Origin of the sequence: Shewanella sp. SM73, from assembly GCF_025653795.1 — a bacterium.
GTDB classification, from domain to species: domain Bacteria; phylum Pseudomonadota; class Gammaproteobacteria; order Enterobacterales; family Shewanellaceae; genus Shewanella; species Shewanella oncorhynchi.
In genome coordinates this window covers 1-12729 of the sequence record NZ_JAKKRY010000013.1, presented here as the reverse complement: position 1 = coordinate 12729, position 12729 = coordinate 1, and the positions used below count along the sequence as shown (strand labels likewise).

10 protein-coding genes and 1 tRNA gene are annotated in these 12729 nt (G+C 45.7%); 2 read left to right on the top strand and 9 right to left on the bottom strand.

From position 1 onward, the window contains the following. Window positions 1-42 precede the first annotated feature (42 nt). Window positions 43-537 carry a DUF4279 domain-containing protein gene (locus L5M51_RS16550; protein ID WP_263173794.1) on the bottom strand — a complete coding sequence of 165 codons (495 nt, stop codon included), beginning with the start codon at window positions 535-537 and terminating at the stop codon, window positions 43-45. 590 nt (window positions 538-1127) lie between these two features. Here L5M51_RS16550 and L5M51_RS16545 point away from each other — a divergent pair. After that, entirely contained in the window at window positions 1128-2507 is a 1380-nt protein-coding gene (locus L5M51_RS16545) for a Gfo/Idh/MocA family oxidoreductase (protein WP_263173793.1), read from the top strand. A 155-nt stretch (window positions 2508-2662) separates the two neighbouring features. Here L5M51_RS16545 and L5M51_RS16540 read toward each other — a convergent pair whose 3' ends face one another. The 7 genes from L5M51_RS16540 to L5M51_RS16510 all read right to left on the bottom strand — a co-directional run bounded on the left by L5M51_RS16540 (window position 2663) and on the right by L5M51_RS16510 (window position 9868). Then, window positions 2663-3187, bottom strand: a complete 525-nt coding sequence (locus L5M51_RS16540) for a CIA30 family protein (RefSeq protein ID WP_263173792.1) — start codon at window positions 3185-3187, stop codon at window positions 2663-2665. A gap of 75 nt (window positions 3188-3262) precedes the next feature. Beyond that, a complete protein-coding gene (gene sstT, locus L5M51_RS16535) occupies window positions 3263-4489 on the bottom strand; it encodes a serine/threonine transporter SstT (RefSeq protein WP_263173791.1) in 1227 nt (408 codons plus the stop codon). Window positions 4490-4660: 171 nt separating this feature from the next. Beyond that, window positions 4661-5560, bottom strand: a complete 900-nt coding sequence (locus L5M51_RS16530; protein ID WP_028761082.1) for a chemotaxis protein CheV — start codon at window positions 5558-5560, stop codon at window positions 4661-4663. Window positions 5561-5699: 139 nt separating this feature from the next. Beyond that, on the bottom strand, window positions 5700-6170 hold the full coding sequence (locus L5M51_RS16525) for a dual specificity protein phosphatase family protein (RefSeq protein WP_263173790.1): 471 nt from the start codon (window positions 6168-6170) through the stop codon (window positions 5700-5702). A gap of 72 nt (window positions 6171-6242) precedes the next feature. Then, entirely contained in the window at window positions 6243-7526 is a 1284-nt protein-coding gene (locus L5M51_RS16520; protein WP_263173789.1) for a DEAD/DEAH box helicase, read from the bottom strand. Between the two features lie 47 nt (window positions 7527-7573). Next, complete coding sequence (locus L5M51_RS16515) at window positions 7574-8131, bottom strand: methylated-DNA--[protein]-cysteine S-methyltransferase (RefSeq protein WP_263173788.1); 558 nt, start codon at window positions 8129-8131, stop codon at window positions 7574-7576. 45 nt (window positions 8132-8176) lie between these two features. Continuing rightward, a complete protein-coding gene (locus L5M51_RS16510; protein ID WP_263173787.1) occupies window positions 8177-9868 on the bottom strand; it encodes a DNA-3-methyladenine glycosylase 2 family protein in 1692 nt (563 codons plus the stop codon). 172 nt (window positions 9869-10040) lie between these two features. On the opposite strand from L5M51_RS16510, the gene L5M51_RS16505 reads away from it, so the two are divergent. Beyond that, window positions 10041-11870, top strand: a complete 1830-nt coding sequence (locus tag L5M51_RS16505) for an ABC transporter ATP-binding protein (protein WP_113941006.1) — start codon at window positions 10041-10043, stop codon at window positions 11868-11870. A gap of 601 nt (window positions 11871-12471) precedes the next feature. Here L5M51_RS16505 and L5M51_RS16500 read toward each other — a convergent pair. Continuing rightward, window positions 12472-12547, bottom strand: a tRNA-Glu gene (locus tag L5M51_RS16500). Between the last annotated feature and the right edge of the window lie 182 nt (window positions 12548-12729).

Below are 12729 nucleotides of genomic sequence, written 5' to 3'. Positions count from 1 at the left end.
TTTTGCTGGCTTTAACATTTGTTTTTAGGGGCGACAACCATCTTAATCGTCCGACCCACTATAAACATCTAAACTTAAAACAATTCTACGTTGACCAAGTGCCAGCATGATTTCAGGTGACAAGCTCAAACCATCATTCCAGTTGCCCATAAACAAGCCGCAGAACATGTCAATTTTGTAGCTTTGGTAAAGTTTTTCCCATATCGCTAAGTCACTTGTTAGCTGGGATAAAATTGCTTCAATCTGCGCGTTTAGGTCTTCTGGCTCTCTCTTTTTAGCCTGAAAATGCCAGCTACCCGTTTTGGCAATCCGCACTTTTCCACTGGTTTTGCTGACATCTTCATCACCTTTCTTTTTACTTTTAGTTGCTGTACCACCAAGTAAATTTGATACGTCTTCAGGTATCAAATCATCCCCGAAGATCCGAAGAGTGGCTTGTGAATATTCAAATGCACCCATAAAAGGCCCTAATGCTGAGCTAAAAAGCGCCAATGCAGCGTAGCGTTGGCGTCCATAGAAAAATAAAAACGCACACACTTAACTATCTGTATTAACTAGAAGTTATCAGCTTTCTACCGCTTTTCATATACAAAAATCCATCAGAAAGACACGCATGCGCGTTTTCCAGACCAATTATCCTAAAACGGTAACCTGTAAGTGTTTAATTTTAAATATTTTTAGATTTAGATGTTTGAAATAACACGTACGTGTATTGACAGAAAGCACTCACAAACAAGCAATTTAGATACAATTGTATCTCTTCCAGTTTCTACGACTCTTGTTGAAGAGTTAAGCACAAGGGGGTGTAGCGTTATTTCTACAAATCTAGAACTCAATCCTTTGGTATGAATATGCTCCATATATTGCCCACTTTCGTTTTTTAGTTTGGTTTGATCATATTGATGAACTCGCAACAAAAATAACTCAAGAAATTGTTTTTTTAAAATTTTTACATAACCCCATAACGTCCGCATTTCATATATCAAATGGACTTATAGGAGCTTGTTACATCTTTTATTGCCAATTTTAATAGGGTTTCTGATATAACCCATAAGTGAATTACCGCACAAATAAGACCAAGTGATATTTCAATATCCCTACAAAACAAAAATAAAGCAGGAAGCGCTATGCATAACATTCATCGTCGTCACTTTCTTAAAGCAGCGGGTGCAGCTACCGCCGGACTCGTCACAGCCAATATTGCCCTCAACGCCTACGCCAGTAGTGTCGCCCCTAAACCACAAACGGGTAAATCCGTTATCGGACTCATAGCACCCAAGATGGACGTGGTTCGAGTTGGCTTTATCGGTGTTGGCGAGCGTGGCTTTAGCCATGTCGAGCAATTCTGTCATTTAGAAGGCGTTGAACTTAAAGCCATTTGTGATACTCACACAGCGGTGCTGGACAGAGCCGTGGATCATATCGTTAAACAGAATCGGCCAAAACCGGCAGTCTATACTGGTAATGACCTGAGCTATCGCGATCTCTTAAGCCGCGATGATATTGATATTGTGATTATTTCTACTCCATGGGAATGGCACGCACCTATGGCGATAGAGACGATGGAAAGCGGTAAACATGCCTTTGTCGAAGTACCGTTAGCACTCACAGTAGAGGAATGCTGGCAAATTGTAGATACCGCCGAACGCACTCAGAAAAACTGCATGATGATGGAAAACGTCAACTACGGCCGTGAAGAACTTATGGTTCTCAACATGGTACGCCAAGGTGTGTTTGGTGAGTTGCTCCACGGTGAAGCCGCTTATATCCACGAGCTACGTTGGCAGATGAAGGAAATAGACCATAAGACGGGCTCATGGCGGACTTATTGGCATACCAAGCGCAACGGTAACTTGTACCCGACCCACGGTTTAGGGCCAGTTTCCCAGTATATGAACATCAACCGCGGTGATAGATTTGATTATCTAACCTCGATGAGTTCACCCGCTCTTGGCCGTGCGCTCTATGCTAAACGTGAATTCCCCGCCGATCATGAGCGTAATCAGCTCAAGTACATCAATGGCGATATCAATACCAGCCTGATTAAAACCGTTAAGGGCCGGACCATCATGGTACAGCATGACACGACGAGCCCAAGACCTTACAGTCGCCACAATTTGATCCAAGGGACAAATGGCGTGTTTGCCGGCTTCCCGAATCGTATCGCCGTCGAAAATGGTGGCTTTGGTCAGAGTTACCACGAGTGGGATATGGACATGCAAAAGTGGTATGACAAATATGATCACCCTCTTTGGCAACGCATAGGCAAAGAAGCTGAAGTTAACGGCGGCCACGGCGGCATGGACTTTGTAATGTTATGGCGCATGATTTATTGCCTACGCAATGGCGAGGCCTTAGATCAGGATGTGTACGATGGTGCGTCTTGGTCGGTGGTGAATATCTTAAGTGAACATTCAGTCAATGACCGCAGTAATTCAGTCACCTTCCCAGATTTTACCCGCGGCGCGTGGCAAACGGCCAAACCCTTAGGGATTGTCGGCGCTTAAGCAGCGGCTTTCGCCAAACTCATTATGATGGGTTCACCATAAGGATAAGTGCCTCGACCTTATCCTTTTTCTTAAATGAAGCCTAGAGATGCCCGCACTATCAATAGCAAGCAATTAGGGGCAACAAACTCATGATAAGAAACCAACTATAAACGCTAATAGTAGCCAATTTCTTTGATTTTCAAAGAAAAATCACCACTCTGCTGGGCACCAATCACTAGCCCTAGACTACAGACTTGGCTTAAATCTATTGCCACTCGGGAAATCGGTTTACCCCGACATTGGGGCAAGAAGTCACTGAAGGGAATTTCTATCCGCTGCCAATTCATGACTCTAGCGCCACTCACACCAAACGTTTGATGGCTTGGCGCGGGCATAGGCGCTTGATAAACCGTGCTTTGGGGTGTGTCGACATCCTTTAAATTCACTTTATAATCTTTAGGTCGGTCGCCATCGAGTTCGACATAGATCCCAGTAAACCCACTGACATCTATAGGGTTAAACTCACAACGCACTGAAGCAAACCCACCGCCATTTGCCAGCGACACATGGCCACTAAACTCACCATAGCCTAAAGGTGACACCGTCATCTTACTGCGGGACAAACCGCCCATCACAGTGTCATTTATTCCATACCAAGGCTTTGCGGCATCTAGCACTTTAAAATCAAAAAAGATCATAACGACTCCCATAAAAAAAGCAGCCACCTAAGTGACTGCTTCCATAATACTTTTCAATACGAATAACAGCCCTCGTTAACGCAGTTTAGCTTTATTCTCAGCGGCTTCACAAGCAGCAGCGGTAAAGATAACGTCAGTTGAGCTGTTCAATGCGGTTTCGGCAGCATCTTGAACCACACCAATAATAAAGCCGACAGCGACTACTTGCATGGCGACATCATTAGAAATACCAAACAAGCTACAAGCCAGTGGGATCAACAGTAATGAACCACCCGCCACACCCGAGGCGCCGCAAGCCGAAATAGCGGCTACAACGCTCAATAACAATGCGGTGAGTAAATCGACTTGAATGCCTAAGGTATGCGCCGCAGCTAAGGTCAATACCGTAATAGTGATCGCCGCGCCGCCCATATTGATGGTGGCACCTAAGGGAATAGAGACTGAATAAGTGTCTTCATGCAGATTTAATTTTTCACACAGCGCCATATTCACCGGAATATTCGCCGCACTCGAGCGGGTAAAAAATGCCGTCACGCCACTTTCACGCAGACAACGAAATACCAACGGATAGGGATTACGTTTAATCTTCACGTAAACAATTAAAGGATTAACGATTAAGGCAATAATGGCCATCGCACCCAATAAAACTGCCAATAACTGCGCATAACCCGCAATTGCGGCAAAACCGGTTTCAGCAAACGTCGCAGCAACTAAACCAAAAATACCAATAGGTGCTAAACGAATAATGAAATGCACCATTTGCGAAATGCCGTGGCTCATGTCGGCAAATACTTGCTTAGTAGAATCGCTAGCATGATGTAAGGCTAAACCTAAACCCACACCCCAAGCAAGAATACCAATATAGTTGCCCGTCATTAACGCATTCACTGGATTATCAACCAGTTTAAATAATAAGGTATGGATCACTTCACCAATACCTTGTGGAGGACTTGTACCTTCCACACCAGCAACCAAAACTAAAGTCGTGGGGAAAATAGAGCTTAAAATCACAGCAGTTAACGCCGCGGCAAAGGTCCCCAATAAATACAGGATCACAATTGGGCGCATATTGGTTTGCGTATTTTTCTTTTGATTGGCAATCGATGATGCTACTAAGATAAATACCAGTATTGGAGCAATCGCTTTTAATGCTCCAACAAATAAACTGCCTAAGAAGGCGATATCTTTTGCGCTATCGGGTGAAAAACTCGCTAACACCACACCAGCGATAATCCCTAATAAGATTTGTAATACGAGACTGCCATTAGCCAACTTAGCTAATAATGATGATTCTTGTTTCATGGTTTAACCTGTCGTTATTATATTTCGGTTGAGATCCCCAACGCGCACCTTCGGAAATGAGGCCAATAAGGTTTTTATAGGATGTGACTAGACTTGTCTAGTTTTGCGGGGAAATAAGCTAACTAAATTACCCTTGTCCCGCAAAAAGCATACAAAAAACTAACAAGCGCCTTATTGGCGCTGCTTCATGGCTAAATCGGCACCACGCAACATGGCATCAATCAACTCGTGGGCATCGAACTTAGTCAGCGCTTCATTTGCCCCCACTTGGTGGGCCTGACTCACGCTTATTTCGCTGGATAAAGACGTGTGTAAAATGATGTATGCCTTGGCGGTCAGTGGATTATCACGCACCTCAAACGCCAGTTCATAACCATCTAGTCCCGGCATCTCAATATCACTCACCAGAATATCTATGGGGTGATGCTCTAGTGCCGCTTGTTCCATCATGACTAAGGCTTCTTTACCGTCGGCGGTCACTCGATAAGGGATGTTGATCATATCAAGGGCGTCGGATAACTGCTTACGTGCCACCTTAGAATCATCCACTAACAGGATATTCATGGGTTTGAGTTTCTCACGCTGCACATCGGTCAAGATTGCCCGATTTGCCTGTGGGTTATTCGGGAAAATTTTCGACAGCAATAACTCAACATCGAGCAATTGTACTAACTGGTCCTCAAAACGAGTCACGCCAGTCAAGTAAGCATTCTTGCCCAAATTGGCAGAAGGCGCCTCAATATCGCGCCAATTACATTCAATAATCTTATCGATACCACGCACTAAAAAGCCAATGATCATCCGCTGACAGTCAGTGATGATGATGTAGCATTTTTCCCGCTCTTCAGGGGCTATCGGCCGATAGCCAATCGCAGCCGCCATATCGATGATAGGGATCGTATGGCCACGAATAGTTGAAGCGCCAAGAATCGTCGGATGAGATTGGGGAATTTTGCTTAGCTGCGTGTACGGCACCAGCTCACGCACTTTCAACGTGCCTAAGGCAAACACTTGAGTCTGTGATAACCGAAACAGTAGTAATCCCTGTGACTGACTTGCCTTACTTTTCATAATTAGATAAATAACTCACTAAAAACAACCTTCGGATAGCTTAACCTTAACACAGTAAAATTTTGATGACTAAGGTCAAACGAATGAAACTATTATTACCTATTTATTAATAGGTTCGACGCCAATCGCCGACAAGTGCTTAGTCTTGTAATGCATACAAGACATCAAAGGCAAATTGATCCCAACCTTCGGCAGTAAAAGCGATATCGCGAATATTACGAACTTGGCTCACCGCATGTAATGGCGCTGCACCATTGACCATCAAGTAATAGGCCATGATAAGACTGGTGCGATCCTTGCCAGAGCGACAATGGATCACTACAGGCAGCTCATCGGCTTCACATTGCTGAATAAAGGCGAGTGCCTTGGGCAACTGAGCGACACAAATCGCCACATCCCCATCTTGGGGCGGCACATTGCGCGAAAAGGGAATACATTCGTAACGTAAATCAAGCTGCTTAAACGCACTCGGCTCGCAGCCCTCGCCCCCATTGACCGACAGAATGGCACCAATGCAGGCCTCTTTGAGCGCTTGTAAATCCCAAGGATCTTTATTAGGGCCACTGCGCCCTGCGACTTTACCTTCAACTAACCAGAATAAGTGTTGCATAAACCTTACCTACGACAAGTGAGATGACAAGGAACGCCAGAGATAAGCTAAGAATAGCTTGTTTCCAACGACTTAAGATTTTTTACCCCAAAATTCAGCATTGGCAGGCGGTAACTGTTTACGTTTTTTTTTACCCATACCTTCAGGCTTGGCGATAGGTTTAGCTTGTTCTAACAGTTCGGCTGGCATTTCATCATCGGCTTCAAAACCGACAATTTGCTCACGCACTAACTTAAGTTTGTTCTTTTTCTCTATCACGCCAAAGTGGTGATAATCCTCATGGGAAATCAAGGTCACGGCCAAGCCTGCTTCACCGGCGCGGCCACTACGGCCAATACGATGCATATAATCTGCAGGGCTTCGTGGTAAATCAAAGTTGATCACCACAGGCAGTTTATCGATATCGATACCTCGGGCGGCAATATCGGTCGCAATTAACACACTGATCTCACCATTTTTAAAGCCATCGAGCACCCGCGTACGCGCACCTTGGGCTTTATCGCCATGGAACACTTCGGCTGTGATCCCACGTTTAGACAGCTTTTGCGCTAAGTGATTACAAGTATTTTTAGCACTCACGAAGATCAACGCCTGTGACCACTGATGTTCTTTAATCAGATGCGCCAATAATGCGGTTTTCATCGGACGATTAACCGTAATCACCCGTTGATGAATCGTGCTTTCTTGCTCACTTTGCAATTGATATTCAAGTGGATTATTAAGCAGTTTTGCCGTTAACTCACGGACTTCTTCAGGGAATGTCGCAGAGAATAATAAGGTTTGTTTCTTGACGGGCAAAGCGTCGAGCACTTGAGCTAATTCTTCAGTAAAACCAAGGCTTAACATGCGGTCAGCTTCATCTAGCACTAAGGCGCTGACACGATTGAGTTTGATGGCATTACTGGACAACAGATCTAACAAACGACCCGGCGTTGCTACTAGGACGTCGGCACCAGAGCATAGACTCTGCATTTGCGCATTCACCGACACACCGCCAAACGCAGCGACAATTTTTAGCTTGCCATTAAGATGTGAGGCATAGGATAAAAAGCTGTCAGCGACTTGTTGTGCTAATTCACGGGTTGGGACTAAGACCAAACAACGAACATAAACGCCAGTCTTATCATCAGTTTTTGCTTCAACAAGTTGTTGCAACAGCGGCACGGCAAAGGCTGCCGTTTTACCCGAGCCCGTATTAGCACCGGCTAACACATCGCGCCCCGCAAGCACAGCGGGGATCGTCGCCGCCTGTACTGGTGTGGGCGAAACATACGCTAATTCGGTTAATCGATTTAGCAAGGGTGCAATAATGCCGAGTTGGGCAAAGCTTGCCGCAGAGGAAGAAGCCTGAGTCATAGAAAGTTTAACTGCTCACCAATATCTTAATAGGCGGCTATTCTAGCTTAAATATCGAGGCAATGCTTGGCAGTTTCCAGCGTTAATAACTGCTGTTTCATCGCAAGCCCATAGGCGTAACCCGTTAACTTGCCATTTTTGCCTATCACTCTATGGCAAGGCACGATAATCGCAATCGGATTCGCACCATTGGCAGCGCCCACGGCGCGCACCGCCTTAGGCCGACCAATTTGCTCGGCAATCTGCCCATAGCTGCAGCTCTGACCATAATCGACATTGAGCAAAGCTTGCCAAACTTCACGCTGAAATTCAGTGCCTTTAGGTGCGAGCTTTAAATTAAATTCAATCAGTTCACCTGCAAAATAACGCGCGAGCTGCACTTGAGTTTCACTAATATGCGCCTTAGCTTGATTGAGGACATCCTCACTCACCTTAGCAAGCGCAATCTCAGTGCGATCCGAGCCGACAACAGTTAAATGACTCAGCCCATAGGCATTGGCATTTAACTGCAATATTCCGGCAGGACTCATAAAAGTATCTACGGCACAGGGCTGATACGCAGCAATACTCGGCGCTTGGCTCAATTGACGAATCGCATGTTTCATAATTTATCTCTCTATTTATGTCTTCAACTTAGATCGTTTTAGTCGCTATTGATGCCAAAGCTGAAAGGTTAAATAACTGCCCCAAGGCGCGATGTCTTGACTCAGTTGCTGGCACAGCTGCGGGTAGTTGACTGCACCCGCAGCGGCTTCATCCAGCCTATGGGTCTTGCCATACAAGGCCAGCAAATGCTTTTTAACAATCAAATCGGTATGCAAAAACACATTGGGATCGCCCAAACCGCGGAGCTTAGCATACGCGATTGTCCAAGGACCTATGCCCTTAACTCTGAGCCAATCATCGACACTCGCCTCAGGATGATCGTAGATAAACGCCGCGAGCGCATTGAGGGCTAATTTACGAGCGCCGGGCATTTTTAGCTCTGTTAGACTCGCCTCACGAATGGCCTCGGGTGTAGGAAATAAACGATACTCGCAACCATTGAGACTAAAGCGCTCGCCATAGGCTTCAACCAATTGATTAAGTAGCTTAGTCGCCTGCACTACCGTCACTTGCTGACCTAAAATCGCACGGCAGGCCGCCTCAAATAAGGAGCCTGCACCGGGAATGCGTAATCCCGAAAACGGTGTTAATCCTAAACTTGGTAGCGCACTTAAGCTTTGTTCAATCAGCAGCATATCCGCATCGAGATCTAACATGCGCCGCACTTCAGTGACCAGCAATTGCAGCTCATCGACAGGAGAGTCTTCGGTCAACATTATCGCGAGTTTGAAGCGATTTAGCTTAGGCTCATGGATAATGTGCACTGTGCCGCGCATCTTACCTAGGGCAAAACAACGACCATATTCGAACCCATTATCGCCAGCTTTGGCCTCATCTACCACGGTCGCCTCATCACCAACGACATCGCTCGCTTGTGGATGACTCATCTGCGGTGTGAACCATTCCATCCCTGTTACCGCACGTAATCGATAAAACGCCAGCTGTGACGCCCAATCCAATGGTGGCCGATAATACTGATACAAGGTTAATCCATAGTGCGGCACAAATTCACCCATAGTATCAATCTCACCTAATCCTGCTAGTGGCTCAATCATGGACTCCTTTGCCGCTTTGGTTAATGCGCTCTTTCTTAACTGGGTCGGCGTCAATTGCAAGGTTTGCTTAAACGCCTCATTGAAACGGCGAATACTGTTGAAACCCGCCGCCATCGCGACTTGAGTGATGGGTAATTGGGTTTGGTGCAATAATTGTTTAGCAAACAGTAATTGCCGATATAAGGCATATTGTTTTGGCGAAGTGCCAAAGCCTTCGGTAAAGAGCTTATTGAGATAACGACTGCTGATCCCTAATCGGTCAGCCAATTGTGTTACTGTCGAGGCTGGCTCTCCCGATGATTTTCCCGCTAAGGCGCCCGCTTCGATTAAGCTAATGGCCCTCGCTAACGTTGTGCCAGTCCCCTTCCAAGGATTCGATCCCGGCGCACTGTCGGGCCGACAACGCAAACATGGGCGTAATCCCGCCTGCGCGGCTTTCACGGTCGAATCAAAATAACGCACATTTTGCTCTTTTGGCGCGACGGCGGGACATACAGTTCGGCAATAAATGCCCGTCGTTAAGACGCCCACAAAAAACTTACCATCAAACCGTGGATCACGGCTCATCCTCGCCTCACGGCAAATGGACGCAGAAAGTAGCCCCGCACTGGACTCCAGTGAATGCACCGAATCTATTTCATCACGCTTATTTGCACTCTCAGACGCTCTATCTGTACTCATTTTTCATCACGCCCGACAATATTCGCTCACAATTAATTTCTTGTTCATTACTTTACGTAAAACTAGCATGTAGCACTAGCGGAAAACGGAACTCAATCATTTCAATGCTTTTAGAGCATGAAATCCTATATGCTAGAGCCGACTATTTTTTATCTCACCATAGAGTTAATTCATGTTTAAACGATTTGAATCCTGGGTTGAAGCCCTACCCGATGATGAACCCACTAAACCACCCACAGGGGTTTATGCTTTTTGTCGCCACTATACTAAGGGCTACGAACTGCCGCTGATCTTAATGTCAGTGCTGACCGCCATGCTAGCCATGCTTGAAGTGTCACTGTTCGGATTCATGGGCCAATTAGTGGATTGGCTTGTGAAAAAAAATCCCGAAACGTTATTCCAAGACGAAGGCACGACCTTAATGCTGATGGGAGGAATGGTGATAATTGTGATGCCAATATTGGTATTACTGCATGCGCTTATCATGCATCAAACCTTGCTCGGCAATTATCCTATGTCGATCCGCTGGCTTGCACACCGTTATTTGCTAAAACAAAGTGTATCGTTTTATCAAGATGATTTTGCTGGCAGAATCGCCACGAAAGTGATGCAAACATCCTTAGCCGTGCGCGAAACTGTGATGAAATTGCTCGATGTGTTGGTATACATTTTAGTGTATTTCACCTCTATGCTGGTGATGATTGCCAGCGCTGATCTGCGCTTAGTCATACCTATGCTCGTCTGGCTTGCACTGTATGTTGGTCTGCAATGGTACTTTGTGCCTAGACTAAAAAGTGTCTCTACCGAGCAAGCCGATGCGCGCTCCACCATGACAGGCCGTATCGTCGACAGCTATACCAACATCACCACAGTGAAGCTATTCGCCCACACGCAAAAAGAAGCCGAATACGCCAAATCCAGTATGCGGATATTTTTAGACACGGTTTATCGCCAAATGCGCTTAGTGACGGGCATCAGCGTCAGCGTGCAAATCATCAACTATCTGTTGGCCTTTAGTATTGCAGCAGTATCGATAGCCCTATGGACCGATAGCGCAATCACGGTCGGCGCCATCGCCATTGCGGTCAGTTTAGCACTGCGCTTAAACGGCATGTCACAGTGGATAATGTGGGAAATCAGTTCGTTATTCGAAAATATCGGCACGGTTACCGATGGAATGAACACCTTATCGAAAACAACGATCATCCAAGATGAGCCAAACGCCAAGGCGCTGGTCGTCAATCATGGCAAGATTGATTTCAACCAAGTGTGTTTCCATTACGGTGAGCAGACTGGCGTGATTGAAGATCTGAATCTGAATATTAAAGCAGGTGAAAAAGTTGGCTTAGTAGGGCGTTCTGGCGCGGGTAAATCGACCCTAGTGAATCTACTAATGCGATTCTACGATGTTGAAAAAGGTCAGATTAATATCGATGATCAAGACATCAAGATGGTTATGCAAGATTCACTGCGTTCGCAAATTGGCATGGTAACTCAAGATACCTCCCTCTTGCACCGCACCATTCGCGAGAATATTCTTTACGGCAATCCCAGTGCCAGTGAAGAGCAACTTGATCGCGCGATTAAACAAGCTCAAGCCTATGACTTTATTCAGGAACTCAGTGATCCTAACGGTAATCATGGCTTAGATGCTCAAGTGGGTGAACGCGGCGTAAAACTCTCTGGTGGCCAAAGACAGCGTATCGCCATCGCGCGGGTTTTATTGAAAAATGCGCCCATTTTACTGCTTGATGAAGCCACATCTGCACTAGATTCCGAAGTCGAAGCTGCTATTCAAGAAAGTTTGTATGAATTAATGCAAGGCAAGACAGTGATCGCGATTGCCCATCGACTTTCGACTATTGCCGCGATGGACAGGTTAATTGTATTAGATCAAGGCCGAGTCGTTGAGCAAGGCACACACCATGAACTCATCGCCGCAGGCGGTATTTATGCTCAATTATGGGCGCACCAAACCGGTGGATTCTTAGGTGTAGACTAAGCCAAAGGTGAGATGACGAAAGGCGACACTCAGCAGTGAGTGTCGCCTTTTTTATCTCAAATAAGTTCCGCCTAATTCTGCCTCTTCCCACAAAGCTTCACTCTTACACTCGCGCTCATATTCACCGCAGTAATACACGATTCATCTATTACAATGGCGACCGTGAGAACGGCTCACTTCAAATTGCGCTCGTTTAGCGATTGGAAACAAGAGATAAACCGCGCTTAACGGCTCAACTTATCAGCATTGAAAGTAGCTGCATTCAAAGTAGCTGCATTCAAAGTGCCAACACACTGAACAATCCGAAAGGTGAGTTTTGAGCCATGGATTAGCGCAAAGTTAAGCAGGAAAACACTTCAACAATCTTTGTCACACGATTAAACAGAATGACTTCACCACAGGAAGTAAGCCTCTCGAAACATTATTTATCTTAATGTGGATGGTTTGAATTGTTGGGTAAATTCGGCAAATAACTCGGAACGTATGACTCGTAAATGAATCGGGGAGATCTCGATTTAATATTCAAAATTCAGACACAAAAAAACCACCTTGAGGTGGTTTATTGTCTTTAATCAAAGTTTCGATAAACCTTGATTAAAATTGGTATCCCCTAGGGGATTCGAACCCCTGTTACCGCCGTGAAAGGGCGGTGTCCTAGGCCTCTAGACGAAGGGGACCCGGACTTATGATTTAACTCGTAACCGAGCTTTGTAATACATTCACTTCAGTAGGCTAGGAAGCAAATGCCTTGTTCTTACCAAACAACTCGTTAGTTATTTGCTAGGAACCACTCTCTATAAAATATAGATGGTATCCCCTAGGGGATTCGAACCCCTGTTACCGCCGTGAAAGGGCGGTG

Excerpts from the sequence above, each read along its gene's own strand:
- L5M51_RS16540 (WP_263173792.1), bottom strand. The coding sequence starts at position 3,187 with ATGATCTTTTTTGATTTTAAAGTGCTAGATGCCGCAAAGCCTTGGTAT.
- L5M51_RS16505 (WP_113941006.1), top strand. The coding sequence starts at position 10,041 with ATGTTTAAACGATTTGAATCCTGGGTTGAAGCCCTACCCGATGATGAA.
- sstT (WP_263173791.1), bottom strand. The coding sequence starts at position 4,489 with ATGAAACAAGAATCATCATTATTAGCTAAGTTGGCTAATGGCAGTCTC.
- L5M51_RS16545 (WP_263173793.1), top strand. The coding sequence starts at position 1,128 with ATGCATAACATTCATCGTCGTCACTTTCTTAAAGCAGCGGGTGCAGCT.
- L5M51_RS16530 (WP_028761082.1), bottom strand. The coding sequence starts at position 5,560 with ATGAAAAGTAAGGCAAGTCAGTCACAGGGATTACTACTGTTTCGGTTA.
- L5M51_RS16520 (WP_263173789.1), bottom strand. The coding sequence starts at position 7,526 with ATGACTCAGGCTTCTTCCTCTGCGGCAAGCTTTGCCCAACTCGGCATT.
- L5M51_RS16525 (WP_263173790.1), bottom strand. The coding sequence starts at position 6,170 with ATGCAACACTTATTCTGGTTAGTTGAAGGTAAAGTCGCAGGGCGCAGT.
- L5M51_RS16515 (WP_263173788.1), bottom strand. The coding sequence starts at position 8,131 with ATGAAACATGCGATTCGTCAATTGAGCCAAGCGCCGAGTATTGCTGCG.
- L5M51_RS16510 (WP_263173787.1), bottom strand. The coding sequence starts at position 9,868 with ATGAGTACAGATAGAGCGTCTGAGAGTGCAAATAAGCGTGATGAAATA.